This window comes from Cobetia sp. Ld8, from assembly GCF_045066615.1.
Lineage (GTDB): Bacteria > Pseudomonadota > Gammaproteobacteria > Pseudomonadales > Halomonadaceae > Cobetia > Cobetia amphilecti.
This window is the reverse complement of sequence record NZ_JBISHF010000007.1, coordinates 610,795-635,829: the sequence shown is the minus strand read 5'-3', so window position 1 is coordinate 635,829 and position 25,035 is coordinate 610,795. Positions and strand designations below refer to the sequence as shown.

General features: G+C 63.8%; 20 protein-coding genes. 17 read left to right on the top strand and 3 right to left on the bottom strand.

From position 1 onward, the window contains the following. The first annotated feature begins 50 nt into the window (after positions 1 to 50). The 3 genes from ACJJV2_RS07530 (at position 51) to madM (ending at position 3,125) form a co-directional block, all read left to right on the top strand. The gene (locus ACJJV2_RS07530; protein WP_216060710.1) at positions 51 to 1,610 is read left to right on the top strand and encodes a malonyl-CoA synthase; all 1,560 of its coding nucleotides are present in this window, start codon (positions 51 to 53) and stop codon (positions 1,608 to 1,610) included. A gap of 260 nt (positions 1,611 to 1,870) precedes the next feature. Next, positions 1,871 to 2,353 (top strand): malonate transporter subunit MadL, encoded by a 483-nt coding sequence (madL, locus tag ACJJV2_RS07525; RefSeq protein WP_131432133.1) that lies wholly within the window; start codon positions 1,871 to 1,873, stop codon positions 2,351 to 2,353. Positions 2,354 to 2,363: 10 nt separating this feature from the next. Further along, entirely contained in the window at positions 2,364 to 3,125 is a 762-nt protein-coding gene (madM, locus tag ACJJV2_RS07520; RefSeq protein ID WP_054556957.1) for a malonate transporter subunit MadM, read from the top strand. 170 nt (positions 3,126 to 3,295) lie between these two features. On the opposite strand, the gene ACJJV2_RS07515 is transcribed toward madM, so the two are convergent. Next, entirely contained in the window at positions 3,296 to 4,186 is an 891-nt protein-coding gene (locus ACJJV2_RS07515; RefSeq protein WP_405279583.1) for an alpha/beta hydrolase, read from the bottom strand. Positions 4,187 to 4,251: 65 nt separating this feature from the next. After that, complete coding sequence (locus ACJJV2_RS07510) at positions 4,252 to 6,423, bottom strand: TonB-dependent siderophore receptor (protein ID WP_405279580.1); 2,172 nt, start codon at positions 6,421 to 6,423, stop codon at positions 4,252 to 4,254. Between the two features lie 154 nt (positions 6,424 to 6,577). Between ACJJV2_RS07510 and ACJJV2_RS07505 the strand changes: the two genes are divergently transcribed. The 9 genes from ACJJV2_RS07505 to ACJJV2_RS07465 all read left to right on the top strand — a co-directional run bounded on the left by ACJJV2_RS07505 (position 6,578) and on the right by ACJJV2_RS07465 (position 18,071). Beyond that, positions 6,578 to 7,687: a helix-turn-helix transcriptional regulator gene (locus ACJJV2_RS07505; protein WP_405279577.1), complete on the top strand. Its 1,110-nt coding sequence runs from the start codon at positions 6,578 to 6,580 to the stop codon at positions 7,685 to 7,687. Positions 7,688 to 7,883: 196 nt separating this feature from the next. Continuing rightward, positions 7,884 to 9,191, top strand: a complete 1,308-nt coding sequence (locus tag ACJJV2_RS07500) for an O-acetylhomoserine aminocarboxypropyltransferase/cysteine synthase family protein (protein ID WP_405280718.1) — start codon at positions 7,884 to 7,886, stop codon at positions 9,189 to 9,191. A gap of 344 nt (positions 9,192 to 9,535) precedes the next feature. Then, positions 9,536 to 10,513, top strand: a complete 978-nt coding sequence (locus ACJJV2_RS07495) for a DctP family TRAP transporter solute-binding subunit (protein ID WP_054556958.1) — start codon at positions 9,536 to 9,538, stop codon at positions 10,511 to 10,513. A gap of 2 nt (positions 10,514 to 10,515) precedes the next feature. After that, a complete protein-coding gene (locus ACJJV2_RS07490) occupies positions 10,516 to 11,097 on the top strand; it encodes a TRAP transporter small permease (RefSeq protein ID WP_405279573.1) in 582 nt (193 codons plus the stop codon). Beyond that, complete coding sequence (locus ACJJV2_RS07485; protein ID WP_054556959.1) at positions 11,094 to 12,383, top strand: TRAP transporter large permease; 1,290 nt, start codon at positions 11,094 to 11,096, stop codon at positions 12,381 to 12,383. The genes ACJJV2_RS07490 and ACJJV2_RS07485 overlap by 4 nt, the downstream gene beginning before the upstream one ends. Positions 12,384 to 12,386: 3 nt before the next feature. Further along, a complete protein-coding gene (locus ACJJV2_RS07480) occupies positions 12,387 to 13,190 on the top strand; it encodes an aldolase/citrate lyase family protein (protein ID WP_405279570.1) in 804 nt (267 codons plus the stop codon). A gap of 125 nt (positions 13,191 to 13,315) precedes the next feature. Beyond that, on the top strand, positions 13,316 to 15,043 hold the full coding sequence (locus ACJJV2_RS07475; RefSeq protein WP_248378028.1) for a thiamine pyrophosphate-binding protein: 1,728 nt from the start codon (positions 13,316 to 13,318) through the stop codon (positions 15,041 to 15,043). A 140-nt stretch (positions 15,044 to 15,183) separates the two neighbouring features. Then, positions 15,184 to 16,554, top strand: coding sequence for a Zn-dependent hydrolase (locus ACJJV2_RS07470; RefSeq protein ID WP_405279566.1), 1,371 nt, complete (start codon positions 15,184 to 15,186; stop codon positions 16,552 to 16,554). Further along, positions 16,551 to 18,071 carry an aldehyde dehydrogenase gene (locus ACJJV2_RS07465; protein ID WP_405279563.1) on the top strand — a complete coding sequence of 507 codons (1,521 nt, stop codon included), beginning with the start codon at positions 16,551 to 16,553 and terminating at the stop codon, positions 18,069 to 18,071. Before ACJJV2_RS07470 ends, ACJJV2_RS07465 begins: the two co-directional genes overlap by 4 nt. Positions 18,072 to 18,179: 108 nt before the next feature. On the opposite strand, the gene ACJJV2_RS07460 is transcribed toward ACJJV2_RS07465, so the two are convergent. Further along, positions 18,180 to 19,265 carry a LysR family transcriptional regulator gene (locus tag ACJJV2_RS07460; protein WP_405279560.1) on the bottom strand — a complete coding sequence of 362 codons (1,086 nt, stop codon included), beginning with the start codon at positions 19,263 to 19,265 and terminating at the stop codon, positions 18,180 to 18,182. A gap of 187 nt (positions 19,266 to 19,452) precedes the next feature. Here ACJJV2_RS07460 and ACJJV2_RS07455 point away from each other — a divergent pair, with 187 nt between their 5' ends. The 5 genes from ACJJV2_RS07455 to ACJJV2_RS07435 all read left to right on the top strand — a co-directional run bounded on the left by ACJJV2_RS07455 (position 19,453) and on the right by ACJJV2_RS07435 (position 24,989). After that, positions 19,453 to 20,880: a sodium:solute symporter gene (locus ACJJV2_RS07455; protein ID WP_054556963.1), complete on the top strand. Its 1,428-nt coding sequence runs from the start codon at positions 19,453 to 19,455 to the stop codon at positions 20,878 to 20,880. Between the two features lie 588 nt (positions 20,881 to 21,468). Beyond that, on the top strand, positions 21,469 to 22,458 hold the full coding sequence (gene dctP, locus ACJJV2_RS07450; RefSeq protein ID WP_405279557.1) for a TRAP transporter substrate-binding protein DctP: 990 nt from the start codon (positions 21,469 to 21,471) through the stop codon (positions 22,456 to 22,458). Between the two features lie 10 nt (positions 22,459 to 22,468). After that, complete coding sequence (locus ACJJV2_RS07445; protein WP_405279554.1) at positions 22,469 to 22,990, top strand: TRAP transporter small permease; 522 nt, start codon at positions 22,469 to 22,471, stop codon at positions 22,988 to 22,990. A 3-nt stretch (positions 22,991 to 22,993) separates the two neighbouring features. Continuing rightward, entirely contained in the window at positions 22,994 to 24,298 is a 1,305-nt protein-coding gene (locus ACJJV2_RS07440) for a TRAP transporter large permease subunit (RefSeq protein WP_279833455.1), read from the top strand. 22 nt (positions 24,299 to 24,320) lie between these two features. Beyond that, positions 24,321 to 24,989, top strand: coding sequence for an RraA family protein (locus ACJJV2_RS07435; protein WP_043334961.1), 669 nt, complete (start codon positions 24,321 to 24,323; stop codon positions 24,987 to 24,989). The last annotated feature ends 46 nt before the right edge of the window (positions 24,990 to 25,035 follow it).

The window sequence follows — 25,035 nt, the reverse complement described above, 5'->3', positions numbered from 1 at the left end:
TCATGACAAGACAATACCTCACTACAAGAACAACGCCTTTGGAGCCAATGATGTCTCACGCCAACCACGACAACCTTTATCTGCAATTCGCGCGCAACTTCGACGAGCGCCCGGATGCCACCTTCCTCGATACCGTCGAAGGTCACGGCTACACCTTCGCCCAGACACGTACTGCCGCCGGCCAGATGGCCAGTGCCCTGCGCGAGCTGGGCGTGGCACCGGGCGACCGCGTCGCGGTGCAGATCGACAAGAGCTGCGAGACCGTCATCCTGTATCTGGCCTGCCTGCAGGTCGGGGCGGTCTATCTGCCGCTCAACACCGCCTACACCGGCGAGGAGATCCGCTACTTCCTGGGTGACGCCGGCCCGCACCTGTATGTCTGCCAGCCCAAGGTGCTGGAGACGGCACGCGAACTCGGCAAGCAATGCGGCGTGCCGCGCATCGAGAGCCTCGGTACCGAGCAAGACGGCAGCCTGATGGAGCAGGCGCGCCAATGCAGCGCGAGCCACGAGGTCGAGCCACGCGCCGCCGATGATCTCGCGGCCATTCTGTATACCTCCGGCACCACCGGGCGCAGCAAGGGCGCGATGCTGACCCACGCCAACCTGGCCTCCAACTGTCAGGCACTGGCCGAGACCTGGCGCTTCAGCGCGGACGATCACCTGATCCACGCCCTGCCCATCTTCCATACCCACGGGCTGTTCGTGGCCTGCAACATCGTGCTGACCGTCGGCGCCTCGATGACCTTCCTGCCCAAGTTCGATGCTGAGCAGATTCTCGATCTGATGCCACGCTCCAGCGTGCTGATGGGCGTGCCGACCTTCTACACGCGCCTGCTGGAATCCGAGCGCCTCAACCGCGAGACGACCGCCAGCATGCGCCTGTTCGTCTCCGGTTCCGCGCCGCTGCTCAGCGAGACCCACAGCGAATTCAGCGCACGCACCGGCCACGCGATTCTCGAACGCTACGGCATGACCGAGACCAACATGAACACCTCCAACCCCTACGACGGCGAGCGCCGTCCGGGCACGGTGGGCATGGCCCTGCCCGGCAGCGAGGTGCGCGTCACCGACCGCGAGACAGGCGCCATCCTGCCGCGCGGCGAGACCGGGCTGATCGAGGTGCGTGGGTCGAACGTCTTCAAGGGCTACTGGAAGATGCCGGAGAAGACCGCCAGCGAATTCCGTGAGGATGGCTTCTTCATCACCGGCGATCTCGGCCATATCGATGCTGATGGCTATCTGTGCATCAGCGGCCGCGACAAGGACCTGATCATCTCCGGCGGCTACAACATCTACCCGAAGGAGGTGGAGCTGCTGATCGATGACATGCCCGGCGTCAACGAATCGGCGGTGTTCGGCGTGCCCCACCCGGACTTCGGCGAAGGCGTCTGCGCGGTGGTGGTGATGCAGCCCGGCCACCAGGACAGTCTCGATGAAGCGGCGGTGCTGGTCGCCCTCAGCGACAAGCTGGCCCGCTACAAGCAGCCCAAGCGCGTGTTCTTCATCGACAGCCTGCCACGCAACGTGATGGGCAAGGTGCAGAAGAAACAGCTGCGCGAGGAGTATGCCGAGCTGTTCGCACCTGAACCGGCCCGCTCACACGGCTGAGCCATCACAGCCAGGCCTGCCCCCGATACATTCGTGCCACCGGCATGGCGTGACGCCATCACGTCATGCCGGTGGGTTCACTCACCCTCAAGCCCTGCAAAGGACAGGCAAAGGACAGGCAAAGGACGCGCAATAGTCAGACACAAGACACGTAAAGCCAGGCTAGCCAACCTGGATAGACGAGAGATAAATCAGATAGACGACAAGACGTCACACTGATTCACCACCACTTCACCACAACAACAAGAAGGTATTACGCCATGGTGATCTACGGAGTTGCCCTGCTCGCAGGGTGCATGATGGCCGGTCTCGTGATCGGTGATCTGCTCGGAGAAATGCTCAATATCGATTCCAATCTCGGCGGCGTCGGCATCGCGATGCTGCTGCTCATCTTCATCACCGGCGTGCTGAAGGACCGCGGCAAGATGGCCGACAGCACCGCCAGCGGCATCAATTTCTGGAACGCGATGTACATTCCCATCGTGGTCGCGATGGCCGCCAGCCAGAACGTGGTCGCGGCCTTCAGTGGCGGCATGGTCGCGCTGGTGGCGGGCGTGCTGGCCGTGGTGCTGGGGCTGGCCCTCGTGCCGCTGCTGACCGGCAAGCGCCCCGAGAATGCGCTGGAAGATGACCCGCTCGCCGGCGAGACCCGCTATACGCCGACCAGAACCTCAGTGACGACGGGGGCGCCGGTGCTGGACCGCAGCCGCCACACCTCCTCCACTCCTGCGCACAAACACTGAGGGCTGAACCATGATCGAGTCACTCGTCCAACTGTTCGACAAGTATCATCTGGTCGCTGCCTTCGCCGTGATCGGCCTGGCGATGTATGTCGCCTACTGGATCAGCAACAACCTGACCCACGGCAAGCTGCACGGCTCCGCCATCGCCATCATTCTCGGCCTGGTGCTGGCCTATGTGGGCGGCGCGACCACCGGCGGCAGCAAGGGGCTCTCGGATGTCACGCTGTTCTCGGGGCTTGGCCTGATGGGCGGCGGCATGCTGCGTGATCTCGCGATCATCGCCACCGCCTACGGGGTCAACCTGAAGGAAATCCGCCAGACCGGCTTTCGTGGGGTCGTGGCGCTGTTCGTCGGCGTGCTGATCTCCTTCATCGCCGGTGGCGGTGTCGCCATCGCCTTCGGCTATACCGACCCTGTCGATATCACCACCATCGGCGCGGGCGCGGTCACCTACATCGTCGGCCCGGTCACCGGTGCCACCCTGGGGGCAAGCTCCGAAGTGGTCGCGCTGTCGATCGCCGCCGGACTGGTGAAGTCGATCCTGACCATGGTCGCCACGCCGATGACGGCGCGCCTGATCGGGCTCGACAATCCACGCTCCGCGATGATCTTCGGCGGCCTGATCGGCACCACCAGCGGCGTCGCGGCCGGTCTCGCCGCCACCGATGCCCGCCTGGTGCCCTACGGCGCGATGACGGCCACCTTCTACACCGGCCTGGGCATCCTGCTCGCCCCGACGGTGCTGTTCCTGGCGGTACGTGCGGTGATGTAAGCGTTGCTCTGATACAAATCGCTCTGAACAAGCGGCGCTGAAACAAGACGACGGCGGCATCAGCAAGGACAAAACGTCCCACGCTGATGCCGCCGTCGTGTCTTTACTGTCTAGCTGCCCCCTTTCAACTGCACGCACGCGCTTTCGCACTTTCGCGCAGGCAAGCCTGATCAGCGCGCCCCCAACAACATTTCCATCACCGAGCGCGCGGCGGGCCACATCACGCTGCCGTGGTCTTCGCCTGCATAACGCCGCCATTGCACCTCGATCTGCGGGCAGCGCTCGCCCAACTGGCGGGCATGGGCATGGGCGTTGTCGATCATCGCGCGCTGGACACGCAGCCTGTCCCGCTTGGGGTCATTGCGCTGTGGCTGCGGGGATTGCTCGCGTCCGCCAGCGGCAATCAATACCGGGCCCGCCGCCTCGGAGCAGGCAAGACGCAGCGGCCAGTTGGCCTGGTCATTCTCCTGCAGCCACCAAAGCGAAGGGCTGATCGCGAAGATCGCGCCGAACGCCTCGGGCTGTTGTTGCTGGGCATGGAGTGCAAACAGGCCGCCAAGCGAGTGACCGACCAGCGCCGGTTGCTTGAGATCGAGCGGATAGCGTGAGGCCAGTTCAGGCATCAGGGATTGCGTCAGATAGTCCAGAAACTGCGCCCCGCCACCCGTGCCTTCAGGTGCGGTGCCGCTGGTGAGCGGTGGCGTGAAGTCCTTGTAGCGCAGTGTCGTGACGGTAGTACGCGCCGCCGCTGCCTGATCGTCACTGCCCGCATAGCCGACCGCGACGATGGCGAGATTCGCCGGTGCCTTGTCAAAGCCGCGACGTCCCAGCACATCCCGCGCCGCCGTGAACAGATCGAGATGGCGGTTGCCGTCCAGTACCAGCAGCACGGGATAACCTCCCGTAGGCGGCGCGACCCTGGGCAATGCCACCTGGATCAGATAATCGTGCCCCGTGAGGCGCGAATGCTGGGTGAAGGAGGTCGTGGTGCCTGGCAGCGCCTCATCAGCGGCGTGAGTCATGGCAAGGGCCGGCACGCTGACAGCACCGTATGTCAGCATGATGAGTCCCCATGCCTGTAGTCGTGCGAAAAGCCTCAAGCGCGCTCGCAATCCGAGACTCATCATCAGAACTCATACTTCATGGTGGCAACGGCGCTGGCCGGGCGTCCCACGAAGTTGAAGACACTGGCAGAACCGGCGCGCACGTAATATTCGCGGTCGAACAGATTGTAGACGTTCAGCTGGCCGCTGAGTCGTGGCGTGAACTGATAACCGAGCATGGCATCGAATACCGCGTAGCCCGGTGCATGGATGGTGCCCTGGGTGTTGTCGAAGTCACTCAGCGCCGTCATGCCGGCACCGACGGAAACGCCGTCCAGCGGGTTGCCTTCGAAGCGATACTGGGTCCACAGATTGACCATGTTGTTGGGCATCAGCATCAACAGGGCATCGGAGCTGCCGGCCTCCAGCACTTCGGAGTCCATGTAGGTGTAGCCGAAGATGACATCCCACTGCGGCGTGATGTTGCCGGCCAGCTCCAGCTCCGCACCGGTGATGCGCATCTTGCCGGAATCCACCGAGTAATCGACGCTGCTGTCGGTGGAGGATGCCGCGCGGTGGCTGTCGGTCAGCTGGAAGCCACTGATGCGCGCATTGAGGGCGCCATCCAGATAGCTGCCCTTGATGCCGATCTCGTATTGCTCGCCTTCCCGAGGGTCGATCAGGTCCCCGTCCTCGCCTTCACTGGTCTGAGGCTCGAAGACCTTGGAGTAGCTGGCATAGATGGAGTGATCGGCGTCCAGGTCGTACACGAGTCCGCCGTAGGGCGTGACAGCCGTGTCCTGCATGTCGCTGCTGCCGCCATTGATCCTGTCTTCGGAATCCGCCGAGAAATGGCTGATCCGCGCGCCCAGTATCACGGCCAGCGGCGCCACGGGACGCAGCGTCACCTTGCCGTACAGGCCCTGTTCTTCGAGGGTGGTCTTGGTGCGCGACAGGCTGTAGCCACTGACGCCGTCACGCGCGTTGCCGAGAATGTCGACATAGGCCAGGTTGTTCAGCTCGCTGATGCTGGCGCTGGAACCGGTCAGGTCGCTGGTGCGCGCCGCGGTGGTGTCCGCTTCTGAGGTCTTGTAGTCGACCCCGACCACGAATTCGTTCTGGTTGCCGAAGGCATCGAAGCCCTGGGTGTAGCTGGCATCCACGCTCACCGAGGTCTCATCGGTGAAACCGGCATAGCCCGCGACACTGCTCATGTCGCCGCTGTCACTGAGCGCGGAGCCACTGTAGGCGTACTCGTAATCGGCATTGCGATCACTGTAACGCGCCGCCAGCCGTCCATAACCGCGCGAACTGAAGTGGTGCGTCAGCTCGGCGATGACATCGGTGGAGTCGCTCTCGAAGCTGTTCCAGTCCGCGCCATAGAAGGCCGAACTCCGGCCATAGCTCAAGTTGCCATCACTGTCGACGGGCTGACCCTGATTGACGGTGATGTCCTTGGTGTTGTGGATCACGCCCAGTGACAGCTCGGTGTTCTCGTCAAGATCGATATCCAGCGCGCCATAGAAATCATTCAGCGTGTTGTCGTTGTCATCGACCCACTGCGCCTGCTCCGTGGAGCGGGTTACCAGACGCCCGCGGATACGGCCCTGCGCATCGATGGGCCCTGAGATATCGACGCTGACGCTTCTGTCATCCAGTGTACCGACACTCCCGCTGATGGAGCCCTGGAAGGTATCGGTCGGACGCTTGCGCACCAGATTGATGACGCCGCCCAGCTCACTGGTGCTGTTGAAGAGGCCGGATGGCCCGCGCATGACCTCGACCCGATCGATGGCGGTCAGCGAAGGCACCGAGCCCGTCAGGCTCGACATCGGTGCGGACAGGCCATCGATGCTGTAGGCATCGTACTCATAGCCACGCGCGAAGATCGACGAGCGCCCGCTGTCATTGTTCAACACCCGCACACCCGGTGTCCGTGCCGCCAGCTGATCCAGGGTGATGAAGTTCTGGTCCTCGATGGCGTCGTGGGTCACGACGCTCACCGACTGCGGAATGTCACGCAGCGAGGCCGGCACCTTGGAGCCCACCGTGGCGGCATCCACGCTGTAGCCACCACTCTCCTCACTGGAGGCCATGTCATACAGACGCAGACCAGTGACTCGCTGCGTATCCAGCACCAACGTCGAGTCGTCCGCCTGCGCCGGCAGACTGACCAGCACCACGCCCGCCCCGAGCATCAAACGACGGGTCCCTGCCCCACACAGTCCGCGTCCTTGAGTGTGCTTCTTGTTCATCGTGTCCCCTTGCCTCGTGCTCATTGTCTGGTGCTCATTGCCTATCGACACTAATGATAATTATTTGCATTTGATGCATTGACGAGGCATTTTGGCACTCCACGACGACAAAAACCTTTGCGGAACCCTCCATGATGTTTGCAGGTGCGACAAGATGAGCCTTACCTCCCTTTCCGGCCGCGCTGGCGGTGCCACGACGACCGCTGATGCGCTTTCTGCTTCGCCCTCTATTTCCTCCTCTATGCCCTCCTCTTCCTTCTCCTCTGCTTTCTCCTCCACTGCGTTCTCTACAGCCTCCTCCTTGCCCTCAAGCGAGAGCGCAAGGCCCAGGATCATCGAGCTGGAACACGTCCACCGCATGGCGCGCGCCCTGACCAGCGACCACCAGTGCGAGCCTGCCGAGGGCCAGTCCGGCGATGGCGCGCTGATCGGCAACATGCATCTGCATGAGGCTCAACCGGGGTTGTTCATGCGCCTCAACCGCGTGCGCAAACGTGCCGATCTGATGATTCGCTCCCGTATCGAGCCGTCCCTCAAGATCGCCGTGGTGTGGCGCGGGGAGCCGAAGGTCAGTTTCGGCCCGGACAGCCATGCGCTGGCACCGGGGCGCGCACTATGCATCGCCCTCGATGAGGTGACGGAATTCGCGCTCAAGAGTGTGAAAGGCGCGCAGGAGCACAGCGCCATCCTGTCGCTGACACCGGCGTGGCTGAAATTGCACATGGGGGTATCACGCGCCAGCCAGCTGATGCCCGAGGCGCGGCATCTGGCCCATTACGCCTGGCAGCCGTCCGCGCGTCTGATCGAGCGACTGGAGGAATTCAGCCGCCAACGGCCGGGGACGCTGGCGCTGCGCCTCGGCATCGAGTCATTGGCGCTGGAAGTGATCAGCGAATGTCTGGCGGCCAGCGCCTCTCTTTCTCATCCGACTCCCGAAGGGCTTGGCGAGCACTGGGCGGCAAGACTGGAAGACTGGATACACAGCGGGGAAGCCGCCTATCTGAGCCAGGCGGAGATGGCATCACGGCTGGGCATGAGCGTACGCCAGTTGCAGCGCCGCTATCGCGACGCCTACGGCCAGACCCTGGCGCAGGACCTGCGACGGCGGCAACTGACCCGAGTGGCGCACCTGCTGCAGGACCGCAAGCTTTCGATTGAAGCCGCAGCCGAACTGGCGGGCTATCGCAGCGCGGCCAACTTCGCCACCGCCTTTCGCCGCCAGTTCGGCGTGCCGCCCAGTCAGCGCCCGCTGGTGCCCGCGTAGCGACGCTTGGACTTGGCGATGACCCGTTGCTAATGTTGAGCGTCGTTGCGGCATGTGCCCTGCTGGCGGTGGAGGCAGACCGCAGCCGCATACGGACGAACGACAACAGCACGAACTGAACATCACGAAGAACAGCACAACACAACAAGATCTCGCCACGCTCTCGCACAAGGACACTGTCATGTCGGTTGACAACATGAAGCTGGAATCTCTCGCCCTGCATCACGGCTATACCTCGGAAGCCACCACCAAGGCGGCGGCGGTACCGATCTACCAGACCACCTCCTACACCTTCGATGATACCCAGCACGGCGCGGACCTCTTCGATCTCAAGGTGCCGGGCAACATCTACACCCGCATCATGAACCCGACCAACGACGTGCTCGAACAGCGTATGGCCGCCGTCGAAGGCGGAATCGCGGCGCTGGCGGTGGCTTCCGGCATGGCGGCGATCACCTATGCCATCCAGGCGCTGGTGCAGGTCGGCGACAACATCGTCAGCACCAGCCAGCTGTATGGCGGCACCTACAACCTGTTCGCCCATAGCCTGCCGCGTCAGGGGGTCGAGGTGCGCATGGCGGCCTTCGATGACTTCGCCGGCCTCGAGGCACTGATCGATGACAAGACCCGCGCTGTCTTCTGCGAGTCCATCGGCAACCCTGCCGGCAACATCGTCGATCTCGCGCGCCTGGCCGAGATCGCCCACACGCATGGCGTGCCGCTGATCGTCGACAACACCGTCGCCACGCCAGTGCTGTGCCGCGCCTTCGATCACGGCGCCGATATCGTGATCCACTCGCTGACCAAGTACATCGGCGGCCACGGCACCACCGTGGGTGGCATCATCATCGATTCAGGCAAGTTCGACTGGGTCGCCAACAAGGAGCGCTTCCCGATTCTCAACGAGCCGGACCCCTCCTACCACGGCGTCGTCTACACCGAAGCCTTCGGCCCGGCTGCCTACATCGGGCGTTGCCGTGTGGTGCCGCTGCGCAATACCGGCGCGGCGCTGTCACCGCAGAGTGCCTTCCTGCTGCTGCAAGGCCTGGAAACCCTCAGCCTGCGCATGGAGCGCCACTGCAGCAATGCGCTTACGCTGGCCGAGTATCTGCAGCAGCACCCGAGCGTCAGCTGGGTCAACTACGGCGCACTGCCCGACAGCCCCTATCACGCCACCTGCCAGAAGATCACCGGCGGCAAGGCCTCCGGCATCGTGAGCTTCGGCATCAAGACGGACGCGACAGGTGACGACAAGGCCGAAGCCGGGCGCATCGCCGGCGGCAAGTTCATCGATGCGCTGCAGATGATTCTGCGCCTGGTCAATATCGGCGATGCCAAGTCGCTGGCCTGCCACCCGGCCTCCACCACTCACCGCCAGCTCAACGAGGAAGAACTGGCCAAGGCCGGCGTCTCGGCGGATCTGGTGCGCATCTCGGTGGGGATCGAGCACATCGACGACATCATCGCCGATGTCAGCCAGGCGCTGGACAAGGCGGTGGCGTGACGCGAGAGCGGCTCCCAAACGACATTGAGGCGCCAACCAGGCTGTCTCAGTGATATCTCAGCGCCCGCGAAGACACTCCTCTTCGCGGGCGCCTTGTGTTGCGTGTCCCGATGACTGCCGCTTCGCCCAGGCCTGCCAGAATCACAATGGGCAGCAAAGAAAGATAACGGTATATAAAAGGACTGGACTACAGGATTGGCGAACCATCGAGACCCAGCATAAATCTGGTTAATACCAAGAATAAAAAATCGAAACTACCGAAATACACGAACAGAACACACTCTTGGATCAAGGCGCACACAGAGGCGCCTGTCACAACGATAACAACTCCAAGAGGTGTCCCGATGAAGCGTACCCTGCTGACCGCTGCAATTGCCGCTACCGCTATCCTGCCGCTGAGCGCCGCTCAGGCTCAGGATATCAAGCTCGGCCACGTGCTGGCGCCCACCCATAGCTGGAACATCGCTGCGGAAGGTTTTGCCAAGGATGTCGCCGAGGCCACTGATGGCCGCGTCAATTTCCAGGTCTTCCCCAGCGGACAGCTCGGCAACGAGAAGACGGTCGTGGAAGGCATGCAGATCGGCAGCGTGCCGGCTGGCGTGATCGGCTGTGGCTCCTTCCAGCCGCTGGATGCCCGCTTCGGCATCGTCGAGCTGCCCTACTCCTGGCCGGACCGCGAACACGCCTACGCCGCCTACGATGGCAAGCTGGGCGATGCGCTCGAGGATGTCGCCGACGAGCACAACATGAAGATCCTGTCGTGGTGGGAAAACGGCTTCCGTCACGTCACCAACAACCGTGGCCCCATCACCACCCCGGAAGACCTCGCGGGCCTGAAGATTCGCGTCACGCCGGACAAGATGCGTCTGGACACCTTCACCGCACTGGGTTCCAGCCCTGCGCCGCTGTCCTTCGGCGAGCTCTACTCCGCGCTGCAGCAGGGCGTGTTCGATGCCCAGGAAAACCCGCTGGCCATCATCTATTCCTCTTCCTTCAGCGAAGTGCAGGACTATGTCTCCCTCACCGGTCACGTCTGGGCACCGGCGTGTCTGACCATCTCCAACTTCACCTGGAATCAGCTCTCCGAGCAGGATCAGGCCGCAGTGCAGAAGAGCGCCGACGAATGGCGTGACAAGCAGCGCGCGATGACCCAGAAGGATGACGCCGAGCTGGTCGCGAAGCTGGAAGAGGCAGGCATGCAGGTCAACGAGGTCGACACCGCGCCCTTCAATGCCAAGGTGCAGGGTGTGTGGGCCGAGTACACCGACGTCTTCGGGCCTGAGCTGATGGGCCTGGTCGAGCAATACCGCAAGGGCGAGTAACGATGTCTTCCGCCTCTCCCTCCGTCAAGCCGCTGGCCGTGTTGTGTGCCGTGCGTACCTTGATGATCACCCTCTCACGTTGGAGCTGCCGGGGCTGTCTGGCCCTGGCTGCCAGCGGAGTCGCCGCGCTGTCGGCACTGGTGATCTGGACCGTCTTCATGCGTTGGGTCATGGGTCAGCCGCCGCACTGGGCAGAAGAATTGCCGCAGCTGGTGCTGGTATGGACCACCCTGCTGGCCGCGGTGTCCTGCACCCGCAACCGCACTCACCTGAGTGCGGGCCTGCTGCCGCTGCTGGTGCACTCGGTGCGTATCCAGCGCATCACCGGACGCATCACTGACGCCATGATCCTGATCATGCTGCTGTTGCTGGCCAAGGCAGGCATGGACCTGAGTGCCATCACGATGCGTCAGACCACCACCGCGCTGCAGATTCCGGCCGGTATCGTCTATCTGTCCGTGCCGCTGTGCTGCACCGCGATGGCACTGGTACAGCTGGAGCACCTGCTGACGCCGACCGCAACCTCCCGTGACACCCTGGCCGATGACGCCACGTCATCCCCACGCCAAGGAGATGCCTCATGACTCTCGGCGCCCTGGCTCTGCTCGGCGTATTCGCGCTCGGCATCCTCATCGACATCCCCATCGCCTTCGCGCTGTTGATGTCGGCCCTCTTCTACCTGCTGGCCTTCGGTGCCGCGCCCATGATGGTCTCGGCGCAGCAATTCGTGGCCGGGATGGAAAGCTTCACCCTGCTGGCGATCCCGCTGTTCGTGCTCGCCGCCCAGTTGATGAACCGCGCCGGCCTGACCGAACGCCTGGTACGCCTGTGCATGGCGATGGTCGGTGACATCCGCGGCGGTCTGGCGGTGGTCGCGGTGCTCGCCTGCATGATGTTCGGCGCGCTGTCCGGCTCCGGCGTGGCGGACGTGATCGCCATCGGCAGCATGCTGCTGCCCACCATGGCCCGCAACGGCTATGACAAGGGCTTCAGCAGTGCGCTGGTCGGTACCGCCAGCTCCATCGGCACCGTGATTCCGCCCAGCATCGTGATGATCGTCTACGGCACCACCTCCAATACCTCAGTGGGCCAGCTGTTCATGGGCGGCATCATCCCCGGCCTGATGCTGACCGTCGCGCTGGTCGGCGTCGCCCTCTACATGTCACGCAAGCATGGCTGGTCGGGCGGTGTCGCGGCCCGTGTGCCCGGCGAGCGTCGCCGCGCCCTGCTCAGCGCCATGCCGGCGCTGATGGTGCCGGTGATGATCATCGGCGGTATCCGCTTCGGGGTCTTCACGCCCACTGAAGCCGCCGCCTCCGCGATTCTCTATGCCATCATCATTGGCACCTGTGTCTATCGCAGCCTGACCTGGCGCGGCTTCCTGGACAGCGTCCGCGCAACCGCCGAGACCACCGGCGCCATCCTGCTGATCATCGGTGCGGCCGGCATGTTCGCCTGGGGCCTGACCTACGAGCAGGTGCCGCAGGCCATCGCCCAGCTGATCGGCGAATTCACCGACAGCCGCATCAGCGTCCTGCTGCTGCTGACCGCCGTGCTGCTGGTGCTGGGGTCCTTCATGGAAAGCGTGGCGATCATCATCATCGTGACGCCCATCGTGATGCCGCTGCTGGCGCAATACGGCATCAGCCCGGTGCACTTCGGGGTACTGCTGACCGTCAATCTGGCCATCGGCGCCAATACGCCGCCGCTGGGGATCGACCTGATGGCCGCCTGTCGCATCGCCGGTATCAACGTCAGTGATTCGCTGCGCCCGCTGGGCCTGATGCTGGGCGCGATGCTGACCGTGCTGATGCTGATCACCTTCATTCCGGAACTCGTGCTGTTCCTGCCCAACCTGATGGAGGGCTGAGTGATGACCACCGCCATGGACCACAAGCTTCCCCAGCGCTGGCTGTTCGTGCCGGGTGACGACGCCGCCCGTCTGCAGGCCGCCCTCACCAGCGGCGCCGATGCCATCGTGGTCGATCTCGAAGAGTTCACCCCTGCCGCCGGACGCAAGCTCGCCATCAGTCGCTTCGCCGACTTCGCCAGACGCGCCCGTGCCCTGAAGGTGTGGCCGGCCGTGCGCCTCAACCTGCTGGAGCACGGCGGTCACGACGAACTGGCCGCCCTGCTGCAAGGCGCCCAGGGCGACATGGCGGGCACGCCCGCCGCCATCTTCCTGCCCGCCGTCGAGCAACGCGCCCAGCTGGCCGCGCTGGATGACGCCCTCGCCGAGCAGGAAGACCTGCATGGCCTGCCACGGGGCAGTCTGAAGAGCGTCGCGACGCTGGAAAGCCAGGCCGGACTGCTGGCCGCCGAGGAACTGCTCGCCGCGGGCGATGACACGCCACGCCTGCTGGGGGCGCTGATCGGTACCGGGGATCTGGCCACGGATCTGGGCCTGATGCCCGACCAGCCCGCCGCCGCCATCACCGAGACGCTCAAGCCGTGGCGTCAGGGGCTGGCGCGGGCCTGCAAGACCCATCGCCGGCTGGCCATCGATGGCCCGTGGCGCTGGAAGCACGGGCTGGGCACCGACCAGCACTGGGCCAATCAGCAGGGGCTGCAGGCGCGTTGCGTCATCTACCCCGAACAGCTCGAGGCGCTTTATGACCTCATGCCCGCTCGCGGCGCTGACCCGATGCCCGTCGACAGCACCGCGCCTCAGAGCTGAGCCGCTGCCCTGCCGAGCGCCGCACCGAATTCATTACCGCGTCAAAAACTACCGACGTCTCAACACCGATTTCTCAACATCCGAATTCTCAACACTGATTTCTCAACAACAACGAGAGCACTCCCATGACTCAGGCCGCGAACACTTCCTCCGCTTCCACTCTGCCGCTGCGCAATGGCGGGCAGATCCTCGTCGACCAGATCCGTCTGCACGGCACCAAGCGTGTCTTCCTGGTACCGGGTGAAAGCTACCTGCCGTGCATCGATGCGCTCAATGAGCACAAGGGCGCCATCGAGCCCATCGTCTGCCGCCAGGAAAGTGGCGCAGGCTACATGGCCGAAGCCTACGGCAAGCTGACCAACGAGCCGGGCGTGTGCTTCGTCACCCGTGGCCCGGGCGCCACCAACGCCTCCATCGCCGTGCACACCGCCTATCAGGATTCCACGCCGATGATCCTGTTCATCGGTCAGGTCGGGGGCGACTTCATCGAGCGCGAAGCCTTCCAGGAAATCGATTACCGCCGCATGTTCGGCGAGATGACCAAGTGGGTCGCGCAGATCGACGACACCTCGCGCATTCCGGAATACATCGCGCGTGCCTATCAGGTGGCGCGCAGTGGCCGTCCGGGCCCGGTGGTGCTGGCACTGCCCGAAGACACCCTGTGGGGCGAGGCCCAGGTCGCGGACGTCAAGCCGCACCCGCGTCTGGCCACCTACCCGGGTCAGCCGCAGCTGGATGAGCTCAAGAGCCTGCTCGCGACTGCCGAGCGTCCCTTCCTGCTGGTCGGTGGCAGCGGCTGGACCCGCGATGCCCAGGTCGCGCTGGAAGGCTTCGCCGAGCGCTTCGATATCCCCACCGGTGTCGCCTGGCGCCGTCTGGAGTGCGTCGATGCCGAACTGCCGCAATTCGCCGGACACGTCGGCATGGGCATGCATGACGCGCTGCGTCAGCAGCTGGTCGAGAGTGACCTGGTGATCGCCGTCGGCACCCGCATCGGCGAAGCCACCAGCGAAGGCTACAGCTGGATCCAGTCGCCGGTGCCGACCCAGAAGCTGGTGCATATCTACGCAGACCCGGAAGAGCTGGGCCGTGTCTATCAGCCGACGCTGGCCATCAATACCGACGTCAACGGCTTCGCGCTGGCGCTTTCCACTCTGTCCCCGGATAGCGCGCCGCGCTGGTCCGGCATTACCCGCGAGGCGCGCGCCGCCTATCTGGCCACGCTGGAAGAGCAGCCGTCGCCGGGCCCGCTGAGCCTGGACAAGGTCAGCCTTACCGTCGACCGCATCCTCGATGGCAAGGGCTGCATCAGCGTCGGCGCCGGCAACTATGCGCTCTACGCACACCGCTACGTGCGCTTCCGTGGCCTGGGCAGCTCGCTGGCCCCGACCGTCGGTTCCATGGGGTACGGCCTGCCCGCCGCCATCTCCAGCAAGCTGGAATATCCGGAACGCCCCGCCGTCTGCTACGCCGGTGATGGCTGCTTCCAGATGAACCTGCAGGAACTGGGCGTGGCACTGCAGTACCGCCTCGGCGTCGTGGTACTGGTGTTCAACAACGGCATGTGGGGCACCATCCGCGCCCACCAGGAAAACGACTTCCCGGGCCGCGAGATCGCGCTGACCTTCACCAACCCGGACTTCGCGGCGCTGGTCACCGCCTACGGCGGCCTGGGTCAGGTGGTGGAGAAGGACGAGGACTTCGAGGAAAGCTTCAAGCGCGCCCTGGAATTCGCCGACCGCGAGCGTCTGCCGGCCCTGATCGAGCTGCGCTATGACCCGGACGGCATCGCCCCGGGCAAGCTGCTCAGCGGCATCCGTGAAGATGCCCTCACGCGTAACGCGGCCGAGTAAGTCACAGGGAGACGCGCCTTCCCGCCTTCGGACGACCTTCCCGTCGCCCGAAGGCGGGAAGGTCGCCAGTCAGAACAGTTGAACCGTCAGAACAGTTGAACCATGCCGCCAGAGCGCGACGACAGGAGCCATACAACAACATGTCCACTACCACTACCCCTTCAGCTCCCTCTGCCAACACCGAACAGACCCAGCAGATTCTGGATAGCCTCGCCCTGCGCGTCGATGGCAAGCGCCTGTGGGACGCGCTGATGACATTGGCCGAGATCGGCGCGACGCCCAAGGGCGGCAACTGCCGTCTGGCCCTGACCGAAGAAGACCGCGCCGGCCGCGAGCTGGTCACCGGCTGGCTCGAGGCCGCTGGCCTGACACTGCGCGTCGACGAGATCGGCAACATCTTCGCCCGTCGCCCGGGCCGCAATGACAGCCTGCCGCCGGTCGCCACCGGCAGCCACATCGACACTCAGCCCACCGGCGGCAAGTTCGACGGTTGCTACGGTGTGCTGGCCGGCCTGGAAGTCATGCGCGTGCTGGATGAGCGCGGCATCGAGACCGAAGCCCCGCTGGAAGTGGTGATCTGGACCAACGAGGAAGGCAGCCGCTTCGTGCCGGTGATGATGGGGTCCGGCGTGCATGCGGGCTTGATCCCGCTCGAGAAGGCCATGGCCGCCACCGATCGTGACGGCGACAGCGTTGCCGCGTCACTGTCGCGCACCGGCTATGCCGGCGACGTGCCGGTGGGCAGCCATGATTTCGGCGCCTATTTCGAGGCGCATATCGAGCAGGGCCCGGTGCTGGAACAGGAAGAGATCACCATCGGCGCCGTCACCGGCTCGCTGGGTCTGCACTGGTTCGACGTGGTGGTCAGCGGTCAGGAAGCCCACGCCGGCCCGACGCCGATGCCCTACCGCCGCGATGCGCTCAAGACCGCCTGCGCGCTGGTCAGTGACATCCTGACGCTGGCCGATGCCTACCAGCCCAACGGTCGCGTCACCTGTGGCGAATTCAATGTGCATCCCAACTCGCGCAACGTGATTCCGGGCCAGGTGCGCTTCAGCGTCGACCTGCGTCACCTGGAACCGGCAGTGCTGGCCGAGATGCACGACCAGCTCAAGGCGCTGTGCCTCAAGCATCACGCCGCCAACCAGAGCGACAAGCAACGCGTGGACATCGAGCTGATCGAGGTCCAGCACATTCCGCCGACGCCCTTCGCGCCGGAACTGATCGAGATGGTGCGCAGCGCAAGTCAAGAGCTGGAACTCAGCTACCGCGACATGGAAACCGGCGCCGGTCACGACGCCGTGCAGATCGCCGGCATCAATCCGGTGGCGATGATCTTCGTGCCCTGCGAAGACGGCATCAGCCACAACGAGAGCGAGAACGCCGAACCGTCCGATCTCGAGGATGGCGCCAACGTCCTGCTGCTGGCGATGCTCAAGCGTGCCGGCATCGTCAGCACCAACACTGACGACGCCAATGCGACCCACAACACCGCGGAGAACGCCCAATGAGCACTGCCACATCCGCCCCGCTGACGCATGCCGACTGGCAGCAACGCGCCGCCGCGCTGACCTTCGAGACACGTGCCTTCATTGACGGTGCCTATGCCGAAAGCACCGGCTGTGACACCTTCCCGGCCTACAATCCGGCCACCGGCGAAGTGCTGGCGCATATCACCGCCTGCACCGAGCAGGACATCGACCGCGCCGTGATGGCCGCGCGTCGCGCCTTCGAATCCGGTGTCTGGTCGCGTCAGTCCCCTCAGGCCCGCAAGGCCGTGCTGCAGCGCTTTGCCCAGCTGATCAGCGACAATGCCGAAGAACTGGCTCTGCTGCAGACGCTGGAAATGGGCAAGCCGATCGGCGACAGCCTGGGCTTTGATCTGGCGGAAACCGCGCGCTCGGTAGCCTGGTACGCCGAGGCCATCGACAAGCATTACGACGAGATCGCGCCCACCGGCGAGAACGTGCACGCCACCATCACCCGTGAAGCGCTGGGCGTGGTCGCGGCGGTGGTGCCGTGGAACTTCCCGCTGATGATCGCTTCCTGGAAGTTCGCGCCGGCGCTGGCGCTGGGCAACAGCGTGGTGCTCAAGCCGGCCGAAGCCTCAAGCCTGAGTGCGCTGCGTCTCGCGGCACTGGCCGATGAAGCCGGCATTCCGGCGGGCGTGTTCAACGTCACGCCGGGCCTGGGCGCGGTGGCGGGTCAGGCGCTCGGCCTGCACATGGAAGTCGATGCGCTGGCCTTCACCGGCTCCACCGCGACCGGCAAGCGCTTCATGCGCTACGCCAGCGACTCCAACCTCAAGCGTGTGTGGCTGGAGTGTGGCGGCAAGTCGCCGCATATCGTGTTCGCCGACTGCCCGGACCTGGACCAGGCCGCACGCGCTGCCGCCGACGCCATCTTCATCAATCAGGGCGAAGTCTGCATCGCCGGTTCGCGCCTGTATGTCGATGAGGCCATCTTCGATGACTTCATGCCGCGTCTGATCGCCTGCGCCCGCGCCATGCCGGCCGGTGATCCGCTCGACCCGGCCACGCGCATGGGCGCACTGGTCAGCGCGGACCACCACGAGAAGGTGCTCGGCTTCGTCGAGACGGCGCTCTCGGAAGGCATGACGCTGCACCAGGGCGGCCAGGCGATCGCTCCCAGCGATGCCACCGCCGGCGGCTGGTATCTGGAGCCGACTATCGTGGAAGGCGGCCAGAACAGCACCGTGATGCGCGAGGAAATCTTCGGCCCGGTACTCGGCGTGACCCGCTTCAGCGGCGAGGAAGAGGCCATCGAACTGGCCAATGATTCCATCTACGGGCTGGGCGCTGGTCTGTGGACCCGCGACCTGGCACGGGCCCATCGTGTCTCGCGGCGTCTCAAGGCGGGTCTGGTGTGGGTCAACTGCTACGCCGATGGCGACATCAGCGTGCCCTTCGGTGGCGTCAAGCAGTCCGGTTTCGGGCGTGACAAGTCACTGCACGCGCTGGACAAGTACTCCGACCTGAAGACCACCTGGATCAATCTCGCCTACTGAGGCCTCGGACGACCCACTCACCCACGGCACCGCTGTCATCCGATATTGCAGGATGGCAGCGGTGCCGATGGTGGTAGTCGAGAAATGGGCTAGAAACTGAAATTCGGTCTAGACGGTTTCGCCCTCGCCGGAATCTGGCCGTTCAGCACCCGGCTGGGCCGCATCTGGATCAGCATGCACGGCGGCAAGCGGGTCGCGACTGGCCGGCACGCCGTCGGCTGCGGCAGAGGCCGCGGCGGGCTGCATTTCCAGCCCCCGATGCAGGCGCTCTTCCAGCGGCACCTTGGCCAGCGCGTTGTGCATGAAGTTGACGAAGGTGGATTCGGCGGCACTGAAACGCGCCTCGCGGTGCCACATCAGGTGCAGGTCGATATCGGCCACACCACCGTAGGGCGGCAGGGGCCACAATTCTCCTTCCGCGACTTCACGGCGCACGATGTGCTCGGGCATGCAGCCGATGCCCCAACCGGCCAGCACCATGCGGCGGATTTCCTGCAGGCTGCTGGACTGACCGATCACCGGACCCTGCACGCCTTCGCGGGCACGGAACATCGCCAGCGGTGACAGCACGCCATCGAGCTGCTCACTGCCAAAGGAGACATAGCGTTCATTGCGCAGCGCATCCATCGGCAGGTTCTGCTGGCCGAACAACGGATGCATGCGACCACAGAAGTAGCGGTAATTCTGGCGCGCCAGCACCTGGGACATCAGCTGTTCAGGCGTCTGCTGGGCCAGACAGATACCCAAGGCCCCCTGGCGCTGCAGCAGGCCCTGCTGCACCTCGTGACTGGACATTTCCTGGATCGAGAAGGTGACCTGGGGGAAACAGCGGTGAAAGCGTGCGAACACGCTATCAAGGAAACGGCATTCAATGCCGGTGATGAACAGGAGCGAGACATGTCCGGAAATCTCCGTATGACTATTGCCCACCTCAGAGGCGAGACGCGCCACATTGGCGTAGATCTCCACCGCCTCGCGATAGACCACCTGCCCCGCCCCGGTCACGCGAAAACTGTGACTGTCCCGTTCGATCAGACGCTGCCCCAGGCGCTCTTCCAGGCGCTTGAGTGACAGACTCACCGCTGGCTGTGACAGGTAGAGACGCGCCGCGGCCCGACTGACGCTTTCCTCCTGGACGATGACGATGAATGTTCTCAGCAGGTTCCAGTCCAGCGTGTCATGTATGGGTCGCATGGCGATTGTTCCTGTCCCGAAAGTGGCGCGACCGGCAAGAGCGCAATGAAACGCACTCCCGGTGGCACGCCAGATGGTAATAAAGTCAGCACCGCGTCACCAACGTCTGCCCTCGAGTGATATATTCCCCCTCGCTCAAGACACCAATGACGATCAATACAATATCAATAAAGCGGAAAACACGACGATGTTCGATACCCGAGAAACCTTCATTCTCTCGATCATGATCATAGCATGTGGCGTATTTCTGATGGGGCTTTCGCTCTATTTCTTCCGCCGCATCAAGACCTATGATGATTACAATGTCGCAGGCCGTTCCACCTCGACCTTCCCGCTGATCTGTACGCTGATCGGTACCGCCGTCGGCGGCTCTACCCTGCTGGGCTTCGTCTCCAAGGGCTACACCTTCGGCATGGGACAGCTGTGGCTGCCGGTGGGCATGACCTTCGCAGGCATTGCGCTGTACTTCTTCATCGGCAAGATCCACGCCGAAGGCGAGCGCCTCAACATGGTGACCCTGGCCGACTTCCTGGTCAGTCGCTTTGGCGAAGGCGTCAGGGTGCCGACCCTGCTCAGCATCCTGTGTGCCTACGCGGCCATCACCGGCATGCAGTTCGTGGCCGTGGCCACGGTGCTCAAGCTGGTATTCGGCCTGGCGCTGCCGGTGGGCATCCTGCTGACCTGGGCACTGCTGACCGCCAAGACATGGCTGGGCGGCCTGATGGCGGTCATCTGGTCAGATGCCATCCTGGGCACCCTGCAGACCCTGGGCATCTTCTTCCTGCTGGTCACCGTCTACTACGCCAGCGGCAGCTGGGAATTCATCAGCGCGGCCCCCATGCCCGAAGGCAACCCTGACTTCCTGAGCCTGACCGGCATTTCCGGCCATGAACTGGCGGTCTACATGCTGACCATCGGCGCCTATCAGTTCGTGCGCCAGGACCTGTGGCAGCGCTTCTGGGCCGCGCGCAGCCTCAAGGCGGCACGTACCGGCTACGCCGTCGCCATCGTCTTCACGCTGCTGGTCGGCGGTGCCGTGGTCCTGATCGGCGCCTTCGCCAAGCTGGGACTGGATATCGCGGTCGCCAATCCGGACCTGTCCTTCTACGCCATCATCAAGGCCACCCTGCCGTTGCCGCTGATGGTCAGCATGGTCGTCGTGTTGCTGGCGACCATCATCTCGTGCGCGGATTCGTTCTTCATCGCCGGTGCGTCCTCCATCGCCAACGACATCATCAAACCGCGCATGAAGGGTCGCGATGATGCCTTCATGCTGCGCATGAGCCGCCACTCGGTGGTCGCCATGTCCTTGATTTCGCTGGGCCTGGCGCTCTACGCGCCGCGTCTGCTCGATATCTGGATTCTCGGCAGCGCGATGCTGGTCTGCGGTGTGCTGGTGCCGACGGTGGTCGCGTTGTGTCGTCGCACGCCAGACCCGCGTGGCGGGGTGATCATGATGTGGGGCGGGCTGGCCACCGCCGTGCTGTGGCAGGTGCTGGGCCATCCCTTCGGCCTGCACCCGGTGATGATCGGCCTGCCGGTCTCGCTGGCGTTGATGCCGCTGGCGCTGCGCAAGCCGAGCCTGGGCCTCTCGACCGAGTCCGCAGCGCGCTGACTGACTGAGCTGACTAGCCGAGCTGACTGGTTGAGAGAACAGTTGCGCTCAGTGCTTATCAAGTAGTGATGCACCACCCGAAAGCCCCCGTTGCCGATGATCTCTTGAAAGCATCGGTAACGGGGGCTTTGCTGTGGTCAGGATCAATGCTCTGCAGGTTTCCTGCTCGCCACTCTGATAGCCATTCTGCTGGCCACCATGATGGCTATTCTTTTGACCATTCTACTAGCCGAGCAGATGGCTTCAGGCGGTTTTTTCGCGTTCGACTGCCCACTATCCTTGCGACGACTAGGCTGCCTTTTCTGGCATCAATCGGCCAATTTCTCATCGCAATCCCCGCATGTTGTCAGCGCACAATACACACATATTTTCTTACATAAATTTGGCAAATACTGCGTATTGAAATTTGAAAGCCCAAAAGGCTGATGATTCGTTGACCGCGAAGGGAGGGCCTCATAGATTGAAGGCGTACCATCACAACAAGAAGCAGGGACAGGTACCGCATGCATCTCCCGGACGCAGCATCATGGTCACGAGAAGTCCCGCATGCACTGCCCCGCTCACAATAACGATAACGTGGATACTGCTATGAAAACCCTCAAGCCCGCTCTGTTGCTCCCGCTGCTCGCCCTCCTCCCGGCCACCCAGTCCATGGCCACCGAATTGCGCATGCTGTCCAGTTACGACCAGACCACTGCCTACTCCCGCGAGATTGCCCAGCGCTTCATCAAGGAAGTCGAAGCCAACAAGGCCGCCGACCTCACCATCAAGCTGACCGGCCCGGATGTGGTGCCGCCCTTCGAGCAGCTGCAGCCTGTCGCGGCCGGTGTCTTCCAGCTGCTGTATACCCACGCCGCTTATCACACCAACACCACCGGCGTCGGCGCTGCGATGGATGGCGTGGCGGTGAATCCGGAACAGACGCGCGAATCCGGCCTGTGGGACATGGTTGATGAGCACTACAACGACCTGGGCCTCAAGCTGATCGCGATTCCGCCGCTGGGCAGCCACGGCTTCCAGTATGTGCTGAAGGAGCCGATCACCGGTACGCCGGGTCTGGATGGCCGTCGTCTGCGCGGCAGCCCCACCTATACCAACGTCACCAAGGGCCTGGGCGGTACGCCGGTGCTGATGTCCAGTGGCGATGTCTATTCCGCGATGGACCGTGGCGTGATCGACGGCGCGGCCTGGGGCCTGAATGGCGTCAAGGACATGGGCTGGCAGGAAGTCGCCGGCTACTACTCCAAGCCGACCTTCGGTCAGACCTACAACTTCGTGCTGATGAACCTGAACGCCTTCAACACCCTGTCGCCGGAACAGCAGCAAGTGCTGCTCGACGAAGGGCGTGAGCTGGAAACCGAAATCGTCCCGATCCTGGATGAGCTGGCAGTCGAAGAGTGGAAGGCGCTGGACGAAGCCGGCATGCAGGCCACCGAATTCGCACCGGAAGACGCCGAGCGTCTGGATGCCCTCGTCACCGACGGTATCTGGCAGCTGGGCATCGACAAGACCCCGGACACGGTGACCGCCATGCGTGAACTGGCGATCGAGAAGAACCTGACCACCGTCAGCGAGTAAGGAATCCACCATGCTAACCCTGCTTGCACGTGTGCATGACGGCGTGACGCGAGCAGGCTTCCTTCTGGGCGGTGTCACCTTGTGTGGCATCGTCCTGTGCTTCTGGCTGGAAGTCATCGCGCGCTACTTCTTCAACTCTCCCACCCTGTGGTCCGGCGCGATGGTGGCTTACCTGCTATGCCTCTCGATTTCGCTGGCAACGCCGGAACTGGCACGCACCCACGGCCATATCGCCATCACCGTGCTGCCGGAGCGCCTCGGCCCTGCCGCACGCGCCTTCTATGATCGTCTCCTCGCCCTGGTGACCGGCGCCGTCTGCGCCGTGGCCGGTTGGATCTGCGTGCAGGAAAGCTTGCGACAGTTCCACTACCACACCACCACTGCCATGGGCCTCGACATTCCCAAGTACTGGGTCTCCAGCTTCATCGCCTACGCGATGATCAGCGCCGCCCTGTACTTCCTGCGCCACGCCTTTAGCCGCTCGACTAGCCGCGCGACGCCCCCGGCAACCGCCGCCAGAAAAGGACCCTGAGTCATGGAATGGTATACCTCTCTGGGCCTGGCCATCGCCTTGCTGATGGGCCTGTTCGCCCTCGGCATTCCCGTCTTCGCCGCCTTCCTGACCATCAACGTGCTCGGCACGCTGTGGTTGATGGGCACCGCCGGTTTCGGCATGTTCGCCAACAGTGTCTACGACAGCATGACCTCGGAGACGCTGACCACCATCGCGCTGTTCGTGCTGATGGGGGAGCTGCTGTTCCGCTCCGGCTCCATCGATGTGATCTTCGACTCGCTGGATGCCCTGATGGGCCGCATGAAGGGTCGCCTCTACTTCTTCGTCGTCGCCCTCTCGACGCTGTTCGGTGCCCTGTCCGGCTCGGCGCTGGCCGTGACCGCCATGCTCAGCCGCTCGGCGCTGCCGACCATGCAGGAGCGCGGCTATGACGACAGGCTCTCCATCGGCCTGATTCTGGGTGGGGCGAGTCTCGCGCCGATCATCCCGCCGAGCCTGTTGGTGATCATCATCGGCTCGATGGTGGATGTCTCCATCGCGCGCCTGCTGATCGCGGGTATCCTGCCCGGCATCCTGCTGGCCGCGCTGTTCATCCTCTATGTGAAGGTGCGCATCACGCTGGACCCGCGCCGCGCGCCGCCCGTCGATGAAAGCGGTGGCGGCACGGCCCGGGAAAAGCGCCGCGCCGTGATCAACATGCTGCCGTTCACCATCATCATCTTCGCCGTGCTCGGCCTGATTCTGCTCGGCATCGCCACGCCGTCCGAATCCGCCGCCACCGGCGTGCTGGGCTCGCTGGTGGTCGCGGCCTACTACCGCAAGTTCTCGTTCAAGATGGCCGGCGAGGCGGTGATGTCCTCGCTCAAGGTCAGCACCATGATCATCCTGATCCTGGCGTGTTCGAAGCTGTTCTCGCAGCTGTTGAGCTTCACCGGCGCCACCAGCGGTCTGGTGAGCAGCGTGACCGGGCTGGATCTTGACCCGGTGTGGATGCTGCTGATCCTGATGCTGATTCCGCTGATCGCCTGCATGTTCATCGACCAGATCGCCTTCATGATGGTGGTGATTCCCATCTACGCGCCGCTGGTCAAGCTGTATGGCTTTGATCCGGTGTGGTTCTGGACGCTGTTCTTGATCAACATCTCGGTGGGCAGTCTGACCCCGCCCTTCGGCTACAACCTGTTCGCGGTGAAAGGCGCCGCCCCGGCGACGCCGATGCAGACCATCTACGCCGCGGCCTGGCCGATCGTCATCTGCTTCCTGTTCGCGATGCTGATGCTCTACTGGGCCCCGTGGCTGACGACCTTCCTGCCCAGCCTGATCTGACCGACCACGACGAGAGACTTCCATGTACCAACTCAATGACATGCCAGCGCAGGTCGCGCCTGAACGGCTGGAACAGCTCCGCCAGTGCGAGACGGCCACCATCGGCCACTTCCACACCCACGGCTTCGTCGAACCGGCGATTGCCAGCATGCTGCCCGAGGTGCGCATCGCCGGTACCGCCGTCACCGTCTCGCTGCCGCCGGAAGACGGCACCCTGCTCAACCACCTGATGCGCCTGGTGCGACCGGGCGATGTGCTGATCGTGCATCGTCAGGGCGATCGCCACCGCGCCTGCTGGGGCGGCGTGATGACGGAAGTCGCCTCGCGCCTCGGCGTGGCAGGCGTGGTGATCGATGGCATGGCCACCGATGCGCTGACCATTCGCGACAAGCAGTTCCCGGTCTGGAGTCGCGGTGTCGCCTCGCTGACCACCCGCTTCGCCGGTATCGGCGGCGCGCTCAATGTGCCGGTCAGCATCGGCGGTGTCGTCGTCAATCCGGGCGATGCCATCCTCGCTGATGAAAGCGGCGTCATCGTGATGGCGCCCGAGGAAGTCTCGGCCATCGCCAGCCACGCCATCGAGGTGCAAGAAGCCGAAGAAGTGCTGCTGGCGAAGATTGCCGACGGCGCCTGCCTGCCGGACCTCACCGGCTCCAGCAAGCTGATCGAGGAAGTGAATGCACGCGGTTGATCCAACCTCGTGATTCGCCCGCGAGACGCTGATTCTCTAGAGAGAA